General features: G+C 64.0%; 15 protein-coding genes. 11 read left to right on the top strand and 4 right to left on the bottom strand.

Annotated elements, in window-relative coordinates; all coding sequences use genetic code 11:
• Positions 1 to 15: 15 nt before the first annotated feature.
• Positions 16 to 1,947 (bottom strand): choice-of-anchor B family protein, encoded by a 1,932-nt coding sequence (locus SRU_RS10165; RefSeq protein WP_112904309.1) that lies wholly within the window; start codon positions 1,945 to 1,947, stop codon positions 16 to 18.
• Positions 1,948 to 2,060: 113 nt separating this feature from the next.
• A complete protein-coding gene (locus SRU_RS10160) occupies positions 2,061 to 2,288 on the bottom strand; it encodes a DUF2905 domain-containing protein (protein ID WP_011404662.1) in 228 nt (75 codons plus the stop codon).
• A gap of 165 nt (positions 2,289 to 2,453) precedes the next feature.
• Here SRU_RS10160 and SRU_RS10155 point away from each other — a divergent pair, with 165 nt between their 5' ends.
• Entirely contained in the window at positions 2,454 to 2,930 is a 477-nt protein-coding gene (locus SRU_RS10155; protein ID WP_011404661.1) for a hypothetical protein, read from the top strand.
• Positions 2,931 to 2,957: 27 nt separating this feature from the next.
• On the opposite strand, the gene SRU_RS10150 is transcribed toward SRU_RS10155, so the two are convergent.
• On the bottom strand, positions 2,958 to 3,809 hold the full coding sequence (locus SRU_RS10150; protein ID WP_011404660.1) for a carbon-nitrogen hydrolase family protein: 852 nt from the start codon (positions 3,807 to 3,809) through the stop codon (positions 2,958 to 2,960).
• A gap of 41 nt (positions 3,810 to 3,850) precedes the next feature.
• Positions 3,851 to 4,282, bottom strand: a complete 432-nt coding sequence (locus SRU_RS10145) for an SPOR domain-containing protein (RefSeq protein WP_011404659.1) — start codon at positions 4,280 to 4,282, stop codon at positions 3,851 to 3,853.
• Between the two features lie 205 nt (positions 4,283 to 4,487).
• Here SRU_RS10145 and SRU_RS10140 point away from each other — a divergent pair, with 205 nt between their 5' ends.
• The 10 genes from SRU_RS10140 to SRU_RS10095 all read left to right on the top strand — a co-directional run bounded on the left by SRU_RS10140 (position 4,488) and on the right by SRU_RS10095 (position 24,399).
• On the top strand, positions 4,488 to 5,285 hold the full coding sequence (locus SRU_RS10140) for a DUF6503 family protein (RefSeq protein ID WP_112904307.1): 798 nt from the start codon (positions 4,488 to 4,490) through the stop codon (positions 5,283 to 5,285).
• Between the two features lie 14 nt (positions 5,286 to 5,299).
• Positions 5,300 to 5,992 (top strand): DUF1614 domain-containing protein, encoded by a 693-nt coding sequence (locus SRU_RS10135; protein ID WP_011404657.1) that lies wholly within the window; start codon positions 5,300 to 5,302, stop codon positions 5,990 to 5,992.
• A gap of 405 nt (positions 5,993 to 6,397) precedes the next feature.
• Complete coding sequence (locus SRU_RS10130) at positions 6,398 to 9,913, top strand: TonB-dependent receptor (RefSeq protein WP_011404656.1); 3,516 nt, start codon at positions 6,398 to 6,400, stop codon at positions 9,911 to 9,913.
• A gap of 178 nt (positions 9,914 to 10,091) precedes the next feature.
• Positions 10,092 to 11,057 carry a hypothetical protein gene (locus SRU_RS10125; RefSeq protein WP_118841294.1) on the top strand — a complete coding sequence of 322 codons (966 nt, stop codon included), beginning with the start codon at positions 10,092 to 10,094 and terminating at the stop codon, positions 11,055 to 11,057.
• Positions 11,058 to 11,425: 368 nt separating this feature from the next.
• Positions 11,426 to 14,761 (top strand): TonB-dependent receptor, encoded by a 3,336-nt coding sequence (locus SRU_RS10120; RefSeq protein WP_231847099.1) that lies wholly within the window; start codon positions 11,426 to 11,428, stop codon positions 14,759 to 14,761.
• A 58-nt stretch (positions 14,762 to 14,819) separates the two neighbouring features.
• On the top strand, positions 14,820 to 15,812 hold the full coding sequence (locus tag SRU_RS10115) for a choice-of-anchor J domain-containing protein (protein ID WP_164923596.1): 993 nt from the start codon (positions 14,820 to 14,822) through the stop codon (positions 15,810 to 15,812).
• A gap of 80 nt (positions 15,813 to 15,892) precedes the next feature.
• Positions 15,893 to 18,223, top strand: a complete 2,331-nt coding sequence (locus SRU_RS10110) for a DUF5689 domain-containing protein (RefSeq protein ID WP_013062319.1) — start codon at positions 15,893 to 15,895, stop codon at positions 18,221 to 18,223.
• Between the two features lie 253 nt (positions 18,224 to 18,476).
• A complete protein-coding gene (locus SRU_RS10105; RefSeq protein WP_112904305.1) occupies positions 18,477 to 22,211 on the top strand; it encodes an endonuclease in 3,735 nt (1,244 codons plus the stop codon).
• Positions 22,212 to 22,256: 45 nt separating this feature from the next.
• The gene (locus SRU_RS10100) at positions 22,257 to 22,682 is read left to right on the top strand and encodes a fibronectin type III domain-containing protein (RefSeq protein WP_011404650.1); all 426 of its coding nucleotides are present in this window, start codon (positions 22,257 to 22,259) and stop codon (positions 22,680 to 22,682) included.
• Positions 22,683 to 22,902: 220 nt separating this feature from the next.
• Positions 22,903 to 24,399 carry an L-aspartate oxidase gene (locus SRU_RS10095; protein ID WP_011404649.1) on the top strand — a complete coding sequence of 499 codons (1,497 nt, stop codon included), beginning with the start codon at positions 22,903 to 22,905 and terminating at the stop codon, positions 24,397 to 24,399.
• Positions 24,400 to 24,433 lie beyond the last annotated feature (34 nt).

Raw genomic sequence — 24,433 nt, 5'->3', positions numbered from 1 at the left:
GGCGTCCCGGCGGCGCTACTGCACGACGACAATTTTGCGCGAGGCCCGCACCGACTCTCCCCGAATGCGGAGAAAGTACGTGCCGCTGGCGTGCCGGGCGGCACGGACGCGGAATCGGTGGATCACGCCCGCCGCGGCGCGGCCGTCGTGGAGCCGCCGGACGCGGCGCCCGGCTTCGTCGTACAGGGCCACGCGGAGGTCTTGGGGCTCGCGGAGCGTGAGTCGGATCACGGACCGGCCGCGGGTCGGATTGGGGGTGGGGCCGTTCACCACGGCCGCGGCGGACGGCAGAATCGTTACGGATTGAATCCGGCTCGTGCGGGCCGGCCCGTCCGTCGGGACGTGTCGCAGCCGAAACCGGTGGGTGCCCGGCGACAGGTCGCCGACGGAGACGTCGTGCTTCTGCGCGTCGGGGCGTCCCGCAATGGCTCTCCGGCGCTCCCAGGCGCCCGCCCCGGGCGTCTTGTGCTCGACCTCCGTCCGTGCGGTCTGGGCGGCCGCGGAGGGGGTCCACTGGAGCTGTGCGCTCCGGCCCCGGCGTGTGACCGTGAACGACAGGAAGGGGGCCGGCCGTGGCTGTACCACGAACAGCCCCTGCCCGATGCTGCTCACGAGCACGATGTTGCGGTCAAAGAACGGGTAGGTGCTCCACGCGCCCCGAAACTGGGGCGCGTCGTCGGCCGGGTAGGTATCGAAGTACGCCACCTCCTCCGGGGCCTCGGGCGCGGCCACGTCCAGGACCCGGAGCCCGCTCGTGTAATTGGCCTGGTAGGCGTACGAGCCGGCAATGTACTGGTTGTGGTCGATGGCGCCGGTTGCTCCAAAGAAGGTTGCCGCGCGCGTAGGGGCGTCCAGGTCCGTCACGTCAAAGACGAGGGTGCGCGTGCGGTCGACGAGCCCGTCCCGTTCGTCCAGCTCGTCGTCGACGTAGAGGTAGCGGTGATCGTCTGTAAGCCACGCCTGGTGGACGTACCCGACGTCTGGATACGTCGCCTCGGCGATGGTCACTGGGGCGTCCTTGTCGGTCACGTCCGCGATGTTGACGACGGTCTCGTTGGCGTTGATGCAGATCTCGTCGCCCCGGTGCTCGGGATCCGGCCCCCGGTACGTGACGCACTGCGCGTCGTGGGTGTACCCGGCGTCCTTGGCGCGCGCTGATCCGGATTGACGGGCGTTGGGGCCTAGGCGCGCGGCAGACGACGGCCCGGAGAAGCGGGCGGATCCGTTGGCGTCTGTGGCGACGCCGGGACCGCACCCGGCGAAGGTGGGAGTGGCGGGAGACTGGACGTTCACCATGTGGAGGCCCCCGCCGCAAGTCGGGGCCGCCCCGGACGCGTCCCCGCCCACGATGTAGGCAAATCCCGTGTCGGTGTTGACGGCCACGTTGTGCGCCGTTTCGAGGCGGACCGACTCGCCTCCGTCGTAGTGGGCGGTCGCGTCGAACATCTTGGGGCGCTCGTCCGCGCTCACGTCCCGGAGACGCGCAAGGTCGAACACCTGCATGCCGTGCCCGGGCGCCTCGCTGACGATGAAGGCGTGGTCGGCGTATACCTTCACGTCGCGCCAGGCGCTCGCCGTCGTGTGGGAGGGAAGTGTGCCCACGTAGACCGGCTCCGTGGGGCTGCTGACGTCGACGAACGCAGTGCCGTCGGTGCGGCCCACCAGGGCATATTCGGTCCCGGTCTGGGGGTCGGTCCAGCCCCACACGTCGTTGAGGTCCGTGTCGGCGGTGCCGCCGAGGGCCTCAATCGACAGGACCGAAAGCAGGTCGGCGTCCTTGCACGGGTACGGGCCCGCGGTGCCCTCCGTGCACGCAACCTTTGCCCCGGTGATGGAGGACTGCCCCTGGGCGGCGTGGAGGGCCGGGCTCGCCCCGAAGACCACGAGGCCGAGAAGGGCGACGGGCCAGAACGAGAACGGCGGGCGCTCGGTGGGCCGGAACCGCACGACGCAGGTCGAGCCGAGGAGGGAAGAACGAGAGGGATTCGTCGAGAACAAGGCTCCTGGCCCCAACGGGTAAATCTGCAATCACCGTCGTGCCGAGAAGATCCGTTGGGGGCCTACCGGAAGAGGCGGAGGGCCAGGTTCACGAGAAGCGTGAGCACGACGCTTAACACCACCATGGTGGCGATCGGCACGTAGACCCGGACGCCGTCGCCCCGGTAGACCAGGTCGCCCGGAAGGTGGCCCAGGTCGAGGGCCCGTCCGAGAAGCACGACGAGCCCGCCCAGAACGACGAGCCCGCCGCCCAGGTACATCAGTCCGCGGCCGAGGGTGCTGGCGTCCATGCGGGAGGGGGCTTTGGTGTGTGCTCGCAGCGGTTCGTTTCAACCTGAGTTGGGCCTTCTCGTTCGGGCCCGGTTCGAGACGACGAAGGGGGGCGACAAAACTCTCCCTTGGACCGCCCGTGAGAGGGCACCGAGCACGATTTAAACTGACCATCCGTCGCTTCCATGATCTTCTCCATTCTCGTCACGCTCCACATTATCACGGCCGCCGCGTGGTTCGGGCTGGGCCTCCGCCTTGCCGGGCGGGCCCGCACGGTGCTCGACCAGGGCGGCGAGGCCGGAATCGCGCTCGCGAACGACGGGGCGTCCACCGTGTGGCAGATGAACATCTTCGCGGTGCTGACCCTCGTGTTCTCGCTCGGTGCGTTCGTGGCGGGCGGGCACTTCGCCGCCTACGGGCCGCTCTACCACACGTCCGTCACCCTGATCGTGCTGTTTGCGGCCGATCAGCTCTTCGTCATCCGGCCGGGCTGGAATACGCTCCAGGCCTTCGTGACGGGAGGCGGGGGCGCGTCGCTCGGGGCCGACGCGGCCGATGCGGCGCGGAAGAAGGTGGCCATTGGAACCGGGGTGGGACACCTGCTCTGGGTCGTCATGCTCGTCCTCATGCTCTGGAATCGGTACCTCGGCGTCTACGTCTAGCCGCAAAGCGAAGCAGGGGCCGTGCGCTCAGTCCTGTGAACGGAGCCCAGTGGCCACGGCTCCCCGTTCGTACTGGTCCGGGCGGCGGTGGCGCAGAAACAGCCGGCGGGCGGGGGCGTCGGCGGTCCGGGAAAGATCGAGTGACGCGTGCAGGATTGTCTCTTCGGCCCCCGGCGCCTGCGCCACCACCTCACCGAAGGGATCCGTGACGAAGGAGCGGCCCGCAAATTGCATGTCGCCCTCGGGTCCCGTGCGGTTGGCGAGCGCCGCAAAGAACCCGTGCTGGAGCGCAGCCACCCGAAGCTCGGCCTCGTACATCCCGTCGGGCCACTCCCCGACGGTTCCGGCCTGCGGCACCACCACGAGGTCGGCGTCCTGCAGCGCCAGCGCCCGCAGGTACTCGGGGTAGTGGCGATCGTAGCAGACGGCCACACCAATCCGCCCGGCGGCCGTGTCGTAGACCGGCGCGCCGGTGTCGCCCGGGTCGTAGTAGCCCTGCTCGTGGAAGTTCTCGTACGCGGTGATGTGCATCATGCGCGTCCGCCCGAGCAGCGTGCCGTCGGCATCGAGGACGGGCGAGGTGTCGAACGTGCGCTCCCCATCCCGCTCCATCAGGTTAAAGACCACGACCACGCCACCGTCGGCGGCCGCCTCGGCAAGGGCTTCGGTCGTGGGGCCCGGCACCGGCTCGGCCAGGTCACGGGCGCTCCGGCGCCGCTCCGCCACGGGCACGCGGGGGTAGAAGGGCGTGAACGAGAGCTCGGGGAAGACGACGAGGTCGGCCCCGGCGTCGGCAGCCGCCTGCACCGCCCGCACCCCGCGATCGACCCTGGGGGGAGAGGCGGGCGACACGGCGTGCTGCACGAGGGCAATGGTCATGGTCGTGGGCGATGGATAACACAGAGAACGCGAGGGTGGGGTCAGCGCTTCTGGGCCGGCGCCGCCGCGCGGTTGGGGGCGACGAAGGCCTCCGGGAACGCCGGGCGGGCGGCGTCGAGCACGGCCTCGGCCTGCGTCTCGGTGGCGAAGGGGCCGAGCCGCACGCGGTAGAGGGGCGCCTTCCACGTGATGGTGACGGGCCTTCCGGAGGACGATGTCCCCTGAACGAGCGGGGGCCGCTCCGCCGGGGGGCGCTCGCGCCACCACCGGCTGGCCCGCCCGAGGGCCTCGGTCGCCCGGCCCTTGTCCTCCGTGAGCCGAAGCTGCACGTGGTAGATGCGGGTGCCCGGCTCCCCCTCAGACGACCGGCCGGTGGACCCCGGGCCCGAGCAGGCGCCAAGAACCATTCCGCTCATCCACACCCCGGCCAGGACGGTCAGCACCCGGACCGGCAGCGCGTTCGGTAGGGGCATGGGGAGGAACGTGATGCAGGAGGCGTCTCAGGGCCGTACTCAACTCGGCAAGGTCTTCCCTACGCACCGCCCCGGTGCGCGGTTCGAGGCGAGACGGAACGGAGACGGCCGTACGTCCCCCGACCGTCCCGGTGCAACTCCACTCCCCATGGACGATTAGACATGCCGCCCACTGCCCTCCGACTGCACGCTCCCCCTGTCTCGCATGCGCCATCTTGCTCTTTTGCCCACTGCGGCCCTCATGCTTCTCCTCGGGGCCTGCGGGGCCCCGGCCCCGTCGCCGTCCGCCGAGGCCGTGATCGACAGCGCCCGGGCCGCCCACGGCGCCCCGGTGCTCGACCGGGCCCTGGTGACGTTCGATTTCCGGGGCGACGCGTACCGCCTCCGGCAGGACGGGGGCGCCTTTCACTACCGGCGCGCCTACGCCGACCCGCTGGGGCGCCCCGTCGTGGAGGGCCTCACGAACGACGGGCCCTACCGGGCGGTCGAGGGGGACACGGTCACGCTCTCGCCGTCCGAGCAGAGTGCGGTGGAGACGACCGTCAACTCGGTGGCGTATTTCACCCTGCTGCCCGCGCCCCTCGGCGACCCGGCTGTGCAGCCGTCCTACAGCGGCCGCGACACGATCGACGGCGTGCCGTACCACCGCGTGGAAGTGACCTTCCGGCAGGAGGGCGGCGGGGCCGACTGGCAGGATGTGTTCGTGTACTGGTTTCGCACGGACACCTACGCGATGGACTACCTGGCCTACGCCTACGGGCAGGGGCCCGACGAGGAGGCCGGCACCCGGTTTCGGGCGGCCTATGACGTGCGTCGCCGCACCGGCGTCCGCGTCGCGGACTACCACAACTACACGGCCGACACGCTGGCCGCAGACCAGATGGCCCAGTACCCGGATCTCTTGGAAAAAGATGCTCTGGAACAGGTGTCGGAGATTGAGGTCGACAGCGTGCAGGTCCGCTCTGACAAGGGGGAGCACGGTCCGGTCGAATTGTTGAACTGAACTGCCCGACCCACATGCGCACGGCTCCGACGGGGTGCCTTTCGCTTCTGATGTTCGGCCTGGTGCTGGCGCTCCCGTTCGTGCTGGCCAACGCCTTCCTCACCGCCCTCACGAAGCTGGGGCTCGGGCCCCTGAGCGCGCTGGGGGTGGCCGTCGGCATTTTCGTCGGCGGGGCGATCAACATTCCGGTGGCGCGGGTTCAGCAGACCGAACGCGTCGAGTACCGGCCGACCCGGCTCCTCGGGCTCCACCGTCTTCTGGGGCGGCCCGTGCGGCATCGGGCCTACACGGTGGTTGCGGTCAACGTAGGGGGCTGCCTCATTCCCACTGTCCTCGCCGGGTACCAGGTTGCGCGCATGGCCCTGGAGGCCCCCGCCGCCCTCGGGGCATTGGGGATTGCGTTGGGGCTCAACGTCGGCCTCTGCTACTCCTTCGCCACGCCGGTGCCCCGGCGGGGCATCGCCATGCAGCCCCTGATCCCGGCCCTCGCGGCGGCGCTCTCGGGGCTGGTGCTGGCCCCCGAATGGGCGCCGCCGATCGCCTTTGCGGCCGGCGTGCTCGGGCCGCTCATCGGGGCCGACCTGCTGCACCTCGACGATATCGCCCAGCTCGGCACCGGCATGGCCAGCATCGGCGGGGCGGGCACGTTCGACGGCGTGGTCCTCTCGGGCCTCGTGGCGACGCTGCTGGTGCCGGGGGCGCTCTAGGGCACCGCTGGAGCGCATCGCGCACCGTAGACCGGCTGTCAGTCGCGTTCACGCCGGTCGTTCTCAGAAACAGGACTGGCGGGGTCCCCAACGCGCCAGGGCGGTGCCCTGAGCGGTGCGGTAACGTCGTCGCACGTCTCGTCGAGCCGGCGCGGATCTTGAAAAACTTGTATCAAGGCGTAGCCGACCATTACGAAACCATTATCCCAACATTAAAGACGTGCGAGGCACGATATCTTAAAAAAGAAGGGTAGCAAAAGCAGGAGATGGTTCGTATCGTCCGATTAGTGTCTAACCAAACCTTGGTCTGCAAGGCACATTGAGCGGTCCGAAAAATGGCCGCCGTGGACTTTAGTGTTGGCACTCTTTCTATTCGCATTTGCTCTAACAACCCCTTCGTCCATCATGAAACGTTGGGTTACAATACCACTCGTACTCGTTCTTGGACTACTCTTCTGGCCATCTGCGACGTTTGGCCAGGGGGCTACGACCGCGACTATCCGAGGACAGGTGACTGACGCAGACGGACAGTCCCTCCCAGGTGCTAATGTGCTGGCGGTACACGTACCGTCAGGAACGCAATATGGGGCCTCAGCCAATGCAAACGGCCGATACGCTCTCTCCAACATGCGTCCAGGTGGGCCCTACCGTATTACCGTATCGTTCGTCGGGTATCAGTCGAAACGGGAAGAAGGGGTGACGCTGGATTTAGGCCAGACGCTGAGTCTTGACTTCGCGCTTCAGGAGAGCACTGCCGAGATGGATGAGGTAGAAGTTGTCGCGAACACGACCGGCATACTGTCGTCGGAACGCGATGGACTCGTCACGAACGTTAGTTCGGCAGAGCTAGAGGAACAGCCCACGATGAGCCGTAGCATCGCGGACGTGGCACGGCTGACACCACAGTCGTACGTCGTGAACTCCAACGACGATGGTCCGGCCATCTCAATCGCTGGACAGTGGAACCGATTCAACTCAATTTACGTCGACGGCGCTGTTACCAACGACGTTTATGGACTCTCCGCGCAAGGTACTCCGGGCGGACAGAGCGGGGCGTCGCCCATCAGCCTCAGTGCAGTGGAGGCGATGTCGGTTGAAGTCTCGCCCTATGAGGTGACAAAGTCTGGATTCGTGGGAGGGGCCATCAACTTCACCACAAAAAGCGGGACGAATCAGTTCGATGGTTCGTTTGAGTACTATCGCCGGGGTGCCAACCTGACACAGGGAGAACTGAATGTCGAAGGAGAGACACTTGTGGATGGCATTCCTTCTTCCACATCGTCCGACCGCTACGTCTTCTCGCTGGGGGGACCGATCATTAAGGATCGCCTGTTCTTCTTCGTCAACACTGATATCCGGCGCGAGAACGAAGGCAAGCCGCTCCAGCAGGGATACGAAGGAAATACGCCGCTTCGGGGCGGGAACCCCGATAACAACACACTTGACAGCGTCTTTGAAATCAGGGACTTCATGGAGCGGAATACCGGGTACGACCCAGGTACGCCGGGAAGCAAGTCCGATATCCTGGATGCTGACAAATTCCTGGGCCGACTTGACTTCAACCTCAATAGTAATCACAAGTTAACGGCCCGGTACTGGTACAACGATAACTTCAACAAAGATCGTTTTCAGAGCACTCGAAGTGGAATCAACTTTCAGAACAATTCGGAGGTATTCCCGAGCACACAGCATAACGCCATGCTGCGGTGGAACGGGACCTTTGGCGGTAACGTCGCTACGAAAACCACTGCGACCTTCCAGAACGTCGAAGATGATCGTGGTGTAGACGGAGAGCCGTTCCCGAGCATCAGTATCACCGATGGCGGAGGAGATATCAGTCTCGGCTCCGAACCGTTCTCCTATCCGAACTTCTTAGAGCAAAATGTTTTCACCTTCACAAATGAAACCGATATCTTCATCGGTGACCATACGCTGACGGTGGGAACACACAACGAACTGTACGACATTGACAATCGGTTCGCGATCTTCGGACCTGGGTCGTATGATTTTGCTAACGTATCCGACTTCGCGGAGACGGTGTGCCACTATGCGGAGCAGAAGCAGGGACAGTTCGGCATTCAGGAACCCGGTCCCATCTGCCAGGCACAGTATCCGGATCCGTCGACGCAGACAGACTTCTATCTCCATCAGTATTCGCTCGTCGACAATGACCCAGATACGCCGTTCAACTACATCGCGAACGACAACACGGCACTACGAGCTGAATTCCAGTCAGTAAAGCTTGGGTTTTTCGTGCAAGATAAGTGGGAGCCGATTGAAGGTTTGAATCTCACCTTCGGCCTTCGAGCCGACCTCCCGAAGATTCTGGATGACCCAGGTGCTCATCCCAGTGCCAACGCCGAGCTCCTTCCAGCCGTCAGCGATGCTGGTTACGACTTGAATGGTGCAACGGCGGGCGAGATGCCAGACTGGCAGGTGTTCTGGTCGCCCCGATTCGGCTTTAATTACTCGTTCACCGAGGAGCGAAACACGCAGGTTCGTGGCGGTACAGGGGTCTTCACCAGCCGTCTTCCTCAGCTGTGGCCGGGAAATGCATTCACGAACAACGGTCAGAGTGCAGCTGTCGCCGCGGGAGGTAGCTTCGCGGGTCCGGTTCCGCTTCGCCGTCCACAGAACGGATTGACGCAGTTCGACGACGCGGGAATCTTTGGAGGAGGGGCATTTGGTGCGACACCACCGTCTTCGGTAGATGAACTCACGCCGACTGGTAACCTAACCCTTTTCCGGAACGACTTCACGTACCCCCGTGTGCTGCGCACCACTCTGGGGATCGATCATGAGTTACCGTTCGGGTTCACGGGCACACTGGAAGGCCAGTATTCCAGCAAACTCAATGATGTGATCGTGAAGAACGTGAACTTGAAACAGCCGAACGCGAACCTTGACGCTGGCCAGACAAACGACGACCGTCCGATTTACACACAGCCGCGGGACCCCAACACAGATATTGGTGTTGATCCCCGTTATGGTGATGTCTATCTGCTGGATAACACCGACAAAGGGTACAGCTACACGGTCACAGGCCGGTTGCGCAAGGCACCCACTCCTGTGTGGGAAGGTGGTACTGTCCGCGGGCAAGTGTCCTATACCTACGGAGATTCGAGAGGCCTCAACCAGTTTGGCGACACGGTGGGTTCGAACTGGGGTGACAATCCTCATGCGAGCACCACGAACAACCTGACTCTTGGTCGTTCTCCTTTCTCTCTCGGACACAGGATCCAGTTGTCGCTGGGGTACCGTCAGGAACTCACGGAGAACGTCTCCACAAACCTGTCGCTCTTCTACAACGGGCAGTCGGGTCGGCCTTTCTCTTACACGATTGGTGGAGGCGCAGCAGAAACCATGATCGGAGACGAAGGTGGCCCGCCGCTCTTCTACATTCCAGAGGACGCCAGCAACCTCCAGTTTGCTCCGATCAAAGACGGCAACGGCGATGTCATCCGAACGCCGCAGCAGCAGGCACAGGATCTTGACCGCTTCATTGAAAACGTTGACTACTTGAGTGAGAATCGCGGCGAGTACGCCACCCGCAACGGGGATCGAACCCCGTTCGAAGGTGTCGTGGACCTGCAGTTTGCCCTTAACTTCTCTGGCGAACTTGTAGGCCGTAAACAGCAGCTTACTCTCACAGCCAACGTCTTCAACTTCTCCTCCATGCTCGGAGACATCTTCGGCACCGAGTGGGGCTATCGGTACCAGCAGGCTGGACTTGTCAGTCCGGTCAACTTTGTTCGCTTCACAGACGAGGACGGGGACGGTAACCCGACGCCAGTGTACCAGTCGGCCCTCGGAACGGAGAACCCCGAAACGAACTTGGAGGAATCGTTCGACGTACAATCGGGAACTCAGACGTACAGCACGCTCTACCAGGTGCGTCTCGGTGTCAAGTACACGTTCTAACCTGGGGATAAGATTGAAAGCCGATAGTGTCGAGACGGGTGGTCGTCGAAAGACGGCCACCCGTTTCGTGTTTTGGAGTGCCTACTCGAATGGCATCGCGACACCTTCCAGCAAACACGTCGCAATGACCAGACCCCACCGACTTTCTTGTCTTGCTTCTGCACTGATTCTGCTGACTGTGGGCCTTCCGCGTCCGGGAGACGCCCAGTCTCCCGACAGCACCGTCCTGAATCGTACCGGCCGTGTGGCCCATACCCTGATCGATGAGACGAGCGGCATCGTCCGGAGCCGGTGGCAGGAGAACGTGTGGTGGGTGCACAACGACAGCGGGGATCGCCCCCGCCTCTTCGCCATCGACAGCACCGGGGCGGTACACGTGGCCCCCTGGCACGCCGGCGACTACGCGGCGGGCGCCGAGGCCGACAGCAGCGCCAATCCACCGTGGCCGGGCGTCCAGCTCGGGGCGGCCGCCCACATCGACTACGAGGACATCGCGGTGGAGGACAGTACGCTGTACCTGGGGGACATTGGCAACAACGGCAACGCCCGGCGCGACCTGGGCATCTATGTCATCCGAGAGCCCTTCCAGTACGACCGCCGGACTCGACCGGTCAAGCACCTACCCATCCAGTACCCGGATCAGGAGACCGTTCCGGCCCGAGAGTGGGACTTTGACGCGGAAAGCCTGTTCGTGGACAACGGCACACTGTACGTGTTGACCAAGCACCGAAAGGGGCAACAGATTAACGTATCCCAGCCCGGAACCAAGCTGTACCGGCTGGACACCGAGCACACGCACCGGGTGAACACCTTGACGCTTGTGGACCGCCACGACACGATTCCGCCGCCCACGGCCGCCGCCCTCAGCCCGAGTGGGGACCGGCTCGCCGTGCTGGGCTACGCGTCGGTCTGGCTCTTTCCGCGCCCCGAGCGGAAGCGAGGGAGTAGTCCTGGGCTGCGCCCTGACGACGAGACGCACTGGCTCTCGACCAAACCCCGGCGCATTGCCCTGCCCGCCGACCAATCCCAACAGGCCGAGGCGGTGACCTGGGACGATCCCCACACGCTCCGCATTGCCAACGAGCAGCGGAACGTCTGGACCCTCTCGCTCAAGACGAAGGCTCGATCCAACGGCCGGCGCTAGCTATGGGAAGGGCTGTCCCCTGTGGGAAGAAGGGATCACCATGGAGCCGGGCCCTGAAGGACCTCCGAAGTGGTCGTCCTACAAACGCCTGCCGACACACGTCTTTTCCAAACCACCTCTCGGCTTGAGCCTTGTTTTGTTGGAAATCAGGCACCATATTACCAAACCATTAGCCCTAAGCAAAGAAGAGGCAGGGCATGAGTTCTTAACAATTGGCGCTGGAAAATCGGGGAAGCGTCTCGTACCCTGAGAATGTCAACAGGGGGCCTTTGGTGTACAAGGCCTGAAAAGATCGTCTTCCCGCCAAATGTTCTTACGGGAAGCGTCGCACCGCCATCAAGCCTGGTTCACAAATGGAACGCTCCATCATGAAGTCTATCGTCACGCGCTGGCTCTTGCCTGTTCTCGTCTTTTGCCTGCTGCCCGTTGCGGACAGTGCGGGGCAGGGGACGACGGCCTCAATCACGGGCACCGTCGTGGATGAAAATGAAGATGTGCTGCCGGGCGTCAACGTCGTTGCCGTTCACCAGCCGACCGGCACGCGGTACGGCACCGCCACGAACACGAACGGTAGGTTCAACATCCAGGGCATGCGGGTCGGAGGGCCGTACACCATTTCCGCGTCGTTCGTGGGATACCAGACCATCCGGCGGGAAGGCATTCGGCTGCAGCTCGACGAGTCCCGAGAGCTCAACTTTGCCCTCGAGCCGAAGACGGCACAGATGGAAGAGGTGGAGGTTGTCGGGCGACAGTCCGGAGCGGTGATCGACAAGGACCGGACGGGCGCCGCCACGAACGTATCGACCGAGCAGATTGAGGAGCTCCCTGCCATCGGCCGCAGCCTCACCAACTTCACGCGGCTCGTGCCGCAGGCCCAGGGCGACGGCAGCATCGGAGGCGCAAATAGCCGCTACAACAACATTCAGATTGACGGCGCAACCCTCGACGATGTCTTCGGACTGGGCGACGCGGTGCCCGGCAGCCAGGCGGGGGCCGAGCCCATAAGCCTCGACGCCATCGAGGAGTTCAACATCAACATCGCTCCATACGACGTGCGCTCCAGTGGCTTCACGGGGGGGCAAATCAACGCTATCACGAAGAGTGGCTCGAACGAGTTTGAAGGGTCGTTCCGATTCCAAGGTGGCACTGAGGACTTCACCGGCGACCTCGAAGGGGTGGGGACGGGGGAGTTCAATCAGGCGTTCTACGTGGGCACCCTCGGCGGGCCCATCATCGAGGACGAACTGTTCTTCTTCATCAGTGGCGAGTTGAAGCGAGAGAGCTCGCCGCTCGACACGCGGGTGGGAGAAGATCTGGAAGGGACCAATGTCTTCCGCGAATCTCGTGATACATTTACTGAGCTCCGGTCGATCTTTCAGGACACATACGGCTACAATCCCGGCGGCATCTCGCCGCTTACGCAGCGACAGGACGACGAGAAGCTGCTGGTGAAGTTGGACTGGAACGTCAACGACAATCACCGCCTGACGCTCCGCAACAACTACGTTAACGCGACGGACGATCAGGGCATCGACCGGAGTGAAGGCAGCTTCAGCTTTGCCAACCGGCAGTACGTCTTCCAGAGCCGCCAAAATTCCCTCACGGCCCAGCTCAACAGCAGCTTCGACAACGACATCTTCAACGAGGCACGGTTCGTCTACACCCGCATCCGGGATGAGCGGGACGTACAAGACGCCGCGTTCCCCGAGATTGCGCTTGATCTTGGGGGAGGGGATGAGATCGGGGCCGGCATCGGTCGGTTCAGCCAGGCCAATCGCCTCGATCAAGACCTGTTCGAGTTCACCAACAACCTCTCCTACACCGTTGGCGACCATACGCTGACAGTGGGGACGAGCAACAAGTTCTACCAGTTCAGCAACCTATTCATTCAGGACTTCTTCGGGTCCTACACGTTTGAGGAATTCGTGGCGGACGGCGACACCATCTCGGCCACCGAGGCGCTGCGACGCGGCCAGCCGTCGGAGTACCGGTTCAGCTACGCCACCGAGGCGGCCGGCACCGACCGGCCGGAGGCGGACTTTTCGGCCTTCCAGTTTGGCGGCTACGTGCAGGACGAGTGGCAGGCCCTCGAAAATCTCCAGCTGACACTGGGCCTGCGTGTGGACGTGCCGGTGCTGCCGGACGACCCGACCTTCAACCCCACGGCGTTCGAGGCCTTCGGCCGGAGCACGAGCAATGTGGCGAGTGGAAACCCGCTCTGGTCGCCCCGGCTCGGGTTCAACTATGACCGGGCGTTCCTGGGCAGTGACCTCTCGACTCAGATTCGGGGAGGGATTGGCATCTTCAGTGGGGACCCGCCTTACGTTTTCATCTCCAACCAGTACAGCAACACCGGGGCCGACGTCAACCGGATCGACGCAACCTTCGACCAAGAAAGCGACTTCTACGGCGAGAATGCGCCGGAAAATGGACGTCGATTTGTGCCGACCAACATCGGCGACAACCCCACGGGCCAGCCGCTTCCCCGAAACGCGCCCTTCTGTCAGGAAACCCCGGACAGTGAACGCTGCAGCGAGCTCCTCGCGCCGGTGCAGACGACAGAGATTAACCTGGCGTCCGACGACTTCAAGTACCCGCAGACCTTTCGCCTAAACCTGGCGGTGGACCAGGAGTTGCCGCTCGGTGTCGTGGGCACGGTGGAGGGCCTCTATTCGAACACAATCAACGACGTCACCTTCCGCAACATCAACCTCGAGGCGCCGGAACCGGGAGGCACCAGCGACGGCCGCTACCCGATCCAAGGGTCGAAGTATGGACGGCCGTTCTACGGCACGCCGGGCGGGGACGTCAACCGCGTGAGCGAGCGCTTTACCAACGCGATCCTCCTCGAGAATACAAACGACGGCTACCAGTACAGCCTGACGGGCGAGCTTCAGCGCAACGTGCGAACGGGGATCGGTGGATCGGTCGCGTACACCTACACACGGGCCACGAACGTCAACAACGGATCCTCCAGCCGGGCCATCTCCAACTGGCAGTTCAATGAAAACAAGGACATCAACGACCCGCGCGTGGGCACGGCGGACTACGAGATCCGGCACCGCATCCTCGGGACGCTGAACTACACACTCACGTACGGCGACCGCTTCGGGACGACCATCGGGCTCATTTACGAGGGGCGCTCTGGGGAGCCGTTTAGCTGGATCTACGACGGCAACGCCAACGGTGACACGCAGTCGTTCAATGACCTCGTGTACGTGCCCGAGAACGAGTCGGACATCGTCCTGGAGAGCGACAACTGGGACTTGATGAATGCCTTCATCGAGGGAGACGATGCGCTGAGCGATGCTCGCGGCTCGGTGATTGAGCGGAATACGGCGCGCGCCCCCTGGCAGAACATCCTCGACGTGCAGATCTCGCAGAGCATCCAAACCTTCAATGGGCAGCGGATTGAATTCATTGCCGAGGTCAACAACTTCCTGAACCTGCTCAACGAAGACTGGGGGCGGATCCAGAACACCAGCTTCAACAACGTCACGGCCTGGGCCTTTGAGGGCTACGTCCGCCCCGACCAGGTGGGCACGATCGAGAACGGGCGGGTGATCACGGAAGACGACGTGGGCAAGCCGCGCGTCTCGTTCGAGGAAGAAACCGTCCGTGAGCGCCTGAACGGTGAGCAGTTCTTCACCTCGGACATTCCGTCCCGCTGGCGCGCCCGGCTGAGTGTCAAGTACACGTTTTAGCGCTCCGCGTCTCGTCTTACTCCCTCCGCGCTCCTGAATCTCTCCGACTGCCCCCATTATGAACACGCTTCAACTCCTCCGCCTTCCGGCCCTACTTCTCGCTGGCGCCCTCCTCATCACCGGCTGCGATGGACTTGACAGTGGGACGCCGCCCACTGAGGCCACGGGAGAGAGCAACGCCACGGTGTCGTTCGCCACAGACAACATCTCCATCACTGAGGAGTCTGGGACGGTGACTATCGAGGTCACGGTCACCAATCCCCCCAACGACACCGTCTCCGCAGAGGTGCTTTACGCCGATGGGACGAGTAGCACGAGCCCCTCGGACTTCGGGCTCGAATCCAGCCGCAATGTGGGAAGTGGGTACGTGGCCGGTCGCGTGGTTTTTCCCGACACGGCGACTACGGGCAACACCCAGACCTTGACGCTCGACATCGCGGACGAAGAAGACAACGAGCCCAAAGAGGATGGCGTCTTCGTTTTTCAGAATGTCACCAATGCCTCTGTGGAAGGGACAGATCGGTTGACGATTTCGATCGGCGCCATCGAGATCTTCTTCAAGGATTTTGAAGACGGAAGCCTGGATCCGATGTCGGTCTTCAATGTCACAAACGGCAATGGGTGGGGAACAGGCAACTTCGAAAACAACAGTTACGCGGTGGCAAACGCCTTCGGCGGAAGCGAGGCCTCCAACTCGTGGCTCATTAGCCCGGCGATTAACTTCAACAACTTTGAAGGCGAGACGCTCACCTTCCGGAACAGGAAACGCTTTGACGATGGCGGAGAGGAGCAGCCGCTAGAGGTGAAGGTGTCGACCGACTACGACGGATCGGGGAATCCGGAGAACTTCAGTTGGACCGACATCACCGACCGTGTTCAGAGCCTCGCGTCGGAGGGGGAAGGCTTTGTCGCGTCGGGCGAAATCGACCTGTCCGACGCCCAGTTTCAGGCCGACGAGGTGTACGTGGCCTTCAAGTACACCTCTAGCGGAACGGGACCGGGATCGTCCGAAGAGCAGCAGGTGGATGACGTCCGGGTTGTGGGTCGGTAACGAATGACCATGCCTCGGCGGTTACGCCGTGCGAAGTTCTGTACCCTCATCGTGCTACTAGTTTTACGCCCCAACGACCTATGCGACGTTTTCTCAGCGCACTCTTGCCTGTTCTTGTGATCGGCGGTCTTGTCCTTGCTGGCTGCGACAGCGGGGGCGGCGTTCCCGACGATCTGGGGGACAGCACCTCTGTCGGATTCGTGGAGTCCACGGCCACGTTGGTTGAGGGGGAAGACGAGACCTATGCCCTTGAAATTACGGCCGACGACCCAGGGTTTGAGGAGGTGCGGCTCAACCTCTCGGTCAATGCCTCGCAGAGCACCGCCGCGCTGGGCGACGACGTGACGGGGCTGACGGGTGACACAACGGTCACCTTCCCGCGCTCGGCCACAAGCGGGGGCACGGTTTCCATCCCGCTCACCATCGTCGACGAGCCCGTCGACAGCACTGGATTTTTGGAGGACACGGAAAGCCTCGCGTTCACACTGAGCCCGGCGGACACGCTCGCTCCCGAGATTGACGACGGGGCCAGCAGCTTTACCCTCACAATCGAGGAGGACGATGCGCCGTTCACTGCGGAAGAATCCCGAAACCGCCCGAGCGGTGGGCGAACCGTTGCTGACGGCCTCGTCACTCGTGTGGAGTCGGATGGGGTGTACGTACAGGATGGCACGGGTGCCTTCTTTGTGTTCGACAGTGACTTTGCCAGTCAGGCAAGCAAGGGCGACTCGGTCCGCGTCGACGGTGCGGTGGGGTACTTTAACGGGGTGTTCCAGGTCAGCGGCGTGAGCGACGGGCCGCAGACGGAGGTGTTCTCGTCAGGGAACGCGCTGCCGGCCCCACAAGAGGTGTCGCTCGGAGAGGTGGTAAACAACGGCGAAGAGTACGAAAGCGAGCTCATTCGAGTTGAGAACTTTGCCATCGACGCCGGCGGGGATCAGACGTTTCAGGGCGGGGTTCCCGCCGGGCTGTACGACATCAGTACGCAGGACGCTTCCTCCACCCTTCTCGTGACGGGCGGGTCCGGCCTTGTTGGAGAGTCGATTCCCGATCGGGGCACGTTCCAGGGCGTTCTTGGGCAATTCAACGGTGAGGGCGGTGGCGGCGACGAGCCGGATGAGGGGTATCAGTTATTGGGAATCGACCTGGACGACGTGATAGCCCCTGAGGTCGCTACGATCAATGAAGTGCGCCAGGAGTCAAACGGCTCGTCGGTCTCGACCGCCGGGGTGGTCACGCGGGTCGACGGCCAGAACGTCTTCATCCAGGACGAGAGTGGCCCAACTGGGGCCAGTGGCATCGTTGTACGCAACGGTGACCTGGCCGATGACGTGAGAGATGGAGGCATTGATCCGAATCCGGGCGACCAAATTGAGGTCTCCGGAGAGCTTGGGGCCTTCAGCGGCCTTCTGCAGATTTCTTCGAACGTGCAATACAGCGTCATCCAGACAGACGCTGGGCTCCCCAGTCCACAGTCCGTCTCGGCAGGTGACCTGCTCAACGGCGGCGGGGAGGACTACGAGTCGGAGCTCATTACAGTCTCGGGACTAGCGATCGATGACAGAGGGGATTCCACCTTCCAGGGCGGTACGAACTACGACGCGACCGATTCGAACGGAAACACGATCACCCTTCGGATTTCGGACAACTCGTTCTACGCCGGCCAGACGATTCCGAGTGGAGCTGTCGCCTTTGAAGGGGTCCTGAGCCAGTTCAACGGAGGCTTCGGAGGGGCACGCGGGCCGGACGAGGGATACCAGCTCCTTCCGCTTGTTGACGGGGACCTGAGTGATACGATCAATCAGGTTCGTCAGGAGTCGAACGGTACGAGCGTGTTTACGCTCGGGGTTGTCACGCGAGTGGATGGTCAGAATGTCTTCATCCAAGATGAGAGCGGCCCGACCGGGGCCAGTGGCATCGTTGTACGCAACGGCGACTTGGCCGATGATGCGCGAGATGGAGGCATTGATCCGAACCCAGGCGACCGCATTCAGGTCTCTGGAGAGCTTGGGGCCTTCAGCGGCCTTCTGCAGATTTCCTCGAACGTGCAGTATACTGTGGGTCAGACGGGAGTTGGCCTCCCCAGTCCTCAGTCTGTTTCGGTCAGCGATCTGCTGAACGGCGGCGGGGAGGACTACGAGTCGGAGCTCATTACAATCTCTGGGCTGACCGTTGACGGTAAGGGGGATTCCAACTTCCAGGGTGGCACCAACTACGACGCCACCGACTCAAGTGGGGACACGGTCACCCTCCGGATTTCGGACAACTCCTTTTACGTCGGAGAGCCGATCCCGGGTGGATCCGTCACGTTCGAAGGCGTGCTGAGCCAGTTTAACGGAGGCTTTGGTGGTGCACGCGAACCGGATGAGGGGTATCAGACGCTCCCGCTCATTGATGGGGATCTGGAATAGGGCAGACATCCCTGTTACTCGCCCCGTCGGACCGTCGAAGAAAATGGGCGGTGCCCCGCGTGGGGGCCGTCCCTTTTTCGAGAATGACGGGTGCTTGGTAACAGAAGAGGCCTTTCTTGAACTGTGAAGGTGGGCCCCAAGCCCGTCGTGCTCCGGCGACTCACGGCAGAAGATCACGAGACGTTGCAAGCGGCCCGTATGTTCATGCAGTCCTCCGTTCCCCCCTATCTTTCAAGTGTTTTTCCCTGATGTCATGGCATGCCTGCCGCGCTGGGTCTTTCTAGCCGCCCTATCGCTGCTCCTCGTTGGCGCATGGCCGGAGGCCGTTCAGGCGCAGGACCCTATCACGATCAACGAGGCACGCGATGAGCCGCTAGGGACAGAAGTGACGGTGGAGGGTACGGTGACGCGAGCGTACGGGTCGTATGCCCGCGTTCAAGACGACAGCGGCCCGACCGGGGCCAGCGCCATCGTCCTCCGCCAGACGAGCGGATCAAACAGCAGCGCGTTTCAGAGCGACATTGCGGACGGCACCATTCAGCCGGGGACCACGGTGAAGGTAACCGGAACCACCTCGGCCTTCAACGGGCTTTTTCAGATCAACAACGAGGACCTCACCGACTACACGGTGCAGGGGCAGGGCTCCCCACCGAGCCCACAGACGGTGACCCTTCCGGAGTTGGCTCAGAACGGGGAAGACTACGAAAGTGAGCTGCTCCGTGTTGAGGGATTGCGGTTTCTCAGTGCGTCCGGCGCCTTCGAGAACGGGACAACCTATACGGTAGAGGACGGGGACGGACAGCCCCTTGAATTTCGAGTACAGGATGGCAGCGAGACGGCGATCGGCGGCGCCCCGATTCCGGGCGGAGTGTTTGACTTTGAAGGCGTCCTTGGGCAGTTCAACGGAGAAGGCCCGGGGGGGGATGAGCCCGACGAGGGGTATCAGTTCATTCCGGTTCGCGAGAGCGACCTGCAACCGTCGCTGTCGTTTTCCTTCAATCGCCTGTTCGCCCAGGCGGAAGAAGGGGACGGCCCTGTGTCGGTGCAGGTTCAGGTCTTCAACAAAGAAACGGACAGGACGGTCTCGGTGACGGCAGAAGTAGGGCCGTCCAGCACCGCGGATGGGACGGACGTCATGGGCTTTCAGAGCCCGCAGACGCTTACGTTTTCCGGAACGGATCCGTCGCCACAGACCCTTACCCTGGAGCCGGTGGACGATTCTGAGCAGGAGGGGGTGGAGCGGCTAGAGGTTGCGCTGTCGTCCGAGGACGGGGGCATCTCGTCTCCCAGCCGCTTTACGCTTTGGATTCTGGACGGCCCGGCGGCCCAAGGACCGATCGTTGCGGGCGATAGCGCCAACGTGCTCCTCGACTCGCTCCGGCAACGGTACGGCGATCCGCCCACGATTGGATACGGCCCGGCCCGCGACACGCTGTACCGCCGCGTCTACAACGAGCAAGATACCGTCGAGGCCATTTACAGTGGGCTCCAGGTGGTCGTCGACCCGGACGGAGGAGACGCCAGTGATCAGGCACTCGATCAGGGTGTAAATACCGAGCACATCTGGCCCCGCAGCAAAGGCGCCGAGAACGAGCCGGCCCTGAGCGACATGCACATCCTGGCCCCCGCACACGATGCGGTCAACTCGGCGCGAAGCAATTACGCCTTTGGGGAGATCCCAGACTCGGACACCGACAGTTGGTACTTTGAGGACGAGTCTCGATCGACCACTCCGCAAAATGGGTTGGAGCTCTGGAGTGAGCTTGACAGCAGTCCTGCTGAACGGGACAACCGCCGCTTCGAGCCGCGCCATAGCAAGAAAGGAGACGTGGCGCGTGCGGCCTTCTACTTCGCCATGGCGTACCCGAACCGAGCGGACTTGTCGTTCTTGGAAACCCAGCGGGAAACGCTTCTGGAGTGGCACGAAGAGGATCCTGTGGATGCGACGGAGCTCCGTCGAACGCTTTCTCAGGGCAGCTACCAGGGCAACATTCCGAACCCGTTTGTGCTCGACTCCACCCTCGCCGACCGAGCCTACGGCGAAGAGGTCCCGGGCCCCGAGGTGATCTCTATTCAGAATGCCCGGGAGCAGGGCGGCGGCCGTACGGTGTCCGTGGAGGGCGTTGTGACCCGTGTCGGAGACGACGGCCCGTACATTCAAGACCAGACCGGCGGGCTCTACATCTTCGAATCCCAGGGGGTCTTTGGGCAGGCCCTCGGCAGCTCCATCGAGAAGGGCACCCGACTAGAAGTGACGGGAACGCTCACCTATTTTAACGGGCTGCTGGAGTTGACCGACGTGCCTGACGATGGCTTCGAAATCATCGCTCAGGACGAGTCGCTCCCGGCCCCGACGACCCTCACGCTTGGAGACATTGCCGCCAGCGGCGAGAATCACGAGGCAGAGCTCGTGCGGGTGGAAAACGTTTCCATCGACGCCGACGGGGACGACACGTTTCGGGCGGGCAGCAGCGCGGGGAACTACATGATCCAGGACGGCACGGGCTCCCTCACGCTTCGAATTCCCAGTGGATCGGAACTTGAGGGGGAGCCGATCCCGGACCGTGCCACCTTTCAGGGGGTCCTCGGGCAGTTCAATGGGGCGGGGCCGGACGCGGATGAGCCGGACGAGGGGTATCAGCTTCTTGGTCTCGACGCCGGCGATCTGACGGCGGAGCTTCCTGGGGAGACGACCGTCGACGTGACGCGCTCGTTCGGCGACCCGAGCACCGGGGACAGCTACCGCCTCGTGGCCCTGCCGGGCCAGGTTGACCAGGCCCTCGCGTCGACGCTCTCCGGCGAGGCGGGCGTCGGGTGGCAGGCGTACTGGGACGACGGCAGTGACCAGGAGCCCTTCATTAAGTTCGACGGCAGCGATCAGTTTGACTTTCGGCCCGGCCGCGGGTTCTGGGTCCTGAGCACGAGTGACTGGTCGGTCCAAACGACAATTCCCACGGTGGACGTGCAGAACGGGGCGACCACAATCCCGCTGCACGACGGGTGGAACATCATCTCCAACCCACTGCCCCGAAACGTTCCGTGGAGCGCCGTGCAGAGTGCCAACGAGGGGACGCTTCAGGCCTTGTGGGACTGGGACAGCGGCTCCTTTCGGGAGGCGTCGACTTTTGTGTCGGCAGCGGAAGGGGAGGCCTTTTACGTCCTCAACGACCAGGGGCTGGACCAGCTCACGATACCGCTCTCGTCCTCCGAGGGCACGACTGCGAATGCCGCCAATGAGTCCCGGACGACCCGTGCGGTCGAACTGGTTGCCGAGCGCAAGGGGCGCGCGACGGCCCGTGTAGAAGTGGGAGAGCATCCCGCGGCCGCCGACGGGAAAGACGCACAAGACCTTGCGGCCCCGCCGTCACGGTTTGCAAGTCTGTCCCTGTCCGCCCGGGCGCCATTCGCAGGCGCGGCCCCCGAGCGGCAGGGCCGGTTGGCGCGAGATGTACGGCCCACGGGAACGGGGGGCCAGACGTATACCCTCGAGCTCCGGGCCGACACGACAGGACCGGTGACACTGCGTGCGGAATCGCTCCCGCAGTCGCCACAAGTGGACGTGGCCCTCGTTGATCCGGCGAACGGTCGTTCCCACGACCTCCGGACCGACGGGCCGTTGACGCTTGCGGCGGGCCCCGATCCGTCTCGCATTCAGCTCCTGGTGGGGCGCTCGTCCTACGTGACGTCGGAGACCCGTGAGCGTCTTCCGGAGAGCCTCACGGTACAGGCCCCAGCGCCCAATCCATTCCGCAACCAGATCACCCTGAAGTACGCTCTGCCGGAGACGCAGGACGTGACGGTTGCCGTGTTCGATCTTTTGGGACGGCGGGTTCGCACCCTGGCGGAAGGGCGTCAAGAGGCCGGTCCCCATCGGGTGAATTGGGAGGGAACGGACGCGTCACAGCGTCGGCTGGCCAGCGGGACGTACTTCCTGCGCGTGTCGACCGACGAGAAGCAACACGTCGAGAAGGTCGTGCTCGTCCGGTGAGGCAGACTCTCCACGCCGTCTGGTCCACAAGCTGTCTTGGGTTTCATGATTAACCGCTCGCTGTTTCCGGCCGTCGTACGAATAGGGGTTCTGACGGCCATTGGGACTGGGCTTCTTCTCTTGCCGGGGTGCGACGGTGGAGGAACGTCCCCGGAGCCGCCGTCGCCGCCCACGAGTGTCCAGGCGACCACCCAGGACGGGAGCGTCAGCCTGACGTGGGACGGCGGGGCAGATGCATCGGGGTACAATGTCTACCGGAGCACCAGCTCATTTTCGGGGGCCAACGGGACCCCGGTGAACGGGGACACCCCGCTCGGGCAGCCCACACTGACGGACGACGCGGTTGACACCGGGACGCGCTACTACTACCGGGTCACCGCGGTGGGGGAGGGCGGAGAGAGCGATCCCTCCGCGGAAGTCAGCGTTCGCCCCTTTCCGTCCCCACCCCCTCGCCCTGAACATATCCTTTGATCCCCTGCGGACGGAGCCCGGGCCCTGTCAGGAGGATGTCGTGGATCGTGTAGGGAGTGGGTAACATCGGCGTCCCGTCCCTGCGTGTGCGGATCAGGCGCTCTTTTTGGGCTTAGAAACGGTCCCACCGGGCCGAAGCAGTGCCCACGCCGTCGCTGTCTGCCTGGCAAAGGCGGGCCGCGGCGCGCCCCTGTCCGGTAGCACAAGTGCCCCTTCCCCGATGACGCATTCTACGACCGACATTCTCGTGCTGGGCTCCGGCATCGCGGGCCTGTCCGCCGCGCTCGGGGCCGCCCGCGACGGCGCCTCCGTCACCCTGGCCACGAAGGCGACGCAGCCCGAAGGGGCCTCCACGTGGTGGGCGCAGGGCGGCATCGCGGTGGCCCGCAAAGCGCCCCGCCAGTTCAAGGAGGACATCCACACGGCCTCCAGCGGCACGAGCGACCCCGAGGCCCTCGACGTGCTCGTGCAGAACGCCGACGCCGCCGTGCGGGACGTGCTCATCGACACGCTCGGCGTGGACTTCGACACCGGGGGCGACGGCGCGTCGTTTCACTACGGACGCGAGGCCGCCCACTCCGAAGACCGCATCCTGCACGTCGACGCGTCGACGGGGCGGCACATTCACGAGCCGTTCCTGAGCCACCTCGCCGCCCACGACCGCGTGGAGATTCGGGGAGACACCGCCGCCATTGATCTGCTGGAGCGGGACGGCGACATCCACGGCGCCCTCCTCAAGTCGGGGGACGCGGTGCGGCACCACTACGCCGGCGCCACTGTCCTCGCCACCGGCGGCATCGGGGCGCTCTACAGCCGCTCCACGAACCCCGGGGGGGCGACGGGGGACGGCATCGCGATGGCGCACCGCGCCGGGGCCGCGACGGCCGACATGGAGTTCGTGCAGTTTCACCCGACCGTCTGCGTGGCGGACGGCGATCCGTTTCTGGTGAGCGAGGCGGTGCGGGGCGAGGGCGCGGTCCTCCGCGACGCGAACGGGGAGCGCTTCATGCCCGCGGTCCACGAAGATGCCGAGCTGGCCCCCCGAGACGTGGTGGCCCGCGCCGTGGAGCAGGCGCACGAACGCACCGGGCGCGTCGTGCTCGACGTCTCGTCGTTCGACTTTGCCGGGACCTTTCCGGACCTCGCGGCGATGTGCGCGGAGCACGGGGTGGACCCGTCGACCGGCATCCCGGTGGTGCCCGCCGAACACTTTCTCTGTGGCGGCGTCGACGTAGACACCCATGGGCGGGCGTCGCTCGGTCGGCTCTATGCCGTGGGCGAGTGTGCCCGAACGGGCGTCCACGGGGCGAACCGACTCGCCTCCACGTCGCTCCTGGAGGGACTGGTGTGGGGGCTGCGGGCGGGGACCGATGCCGCGGGGGCGACGCCAACCGACCAGGAGGTCTCCCTTTCGACGACGGCCGGATCGCCGCCGTCCGACGCGGCCCTCGACGCGTCCGTTGAGCGCCTCCAGCGGGTCATGGACGAGCACGTGGGCCTTCGCCGCACGCCCGACGGCCTCCAACGGGCCCTCGACGCCCTGCACGCCGTGGAGGCGGACGTTGACGCCTGGACGGACCCCAGTGCCCGGCGCGGCGTCCACGAACTCCGATCGGCCTGCACGGCGGCCCGCCTGATTGCCGAGGCGGCCAAGGCGAATGAGACCTCCGTGGGGTGCCACTACATGGAACGCTCGGACTCCCCGCCGGCCTCTTAGGCGCCCCCTCGCATGCTGTACGACTGTTCGATCC

It is taken from the genome of Salinibacter ruber DSM 13855 (assembly GCF_000013045.1).
In the GTDB taxonomy this organism is placed as follows: domain Bacteria; phylum Bacteroidota; class Rhodothermia; order Rhodothermales; family Salinibacteraceae; genus Salinibacter; species Salinibacter ruber.
This window is presented reverse-complemented; position numbering and strand designations above follow the sequence as displayed.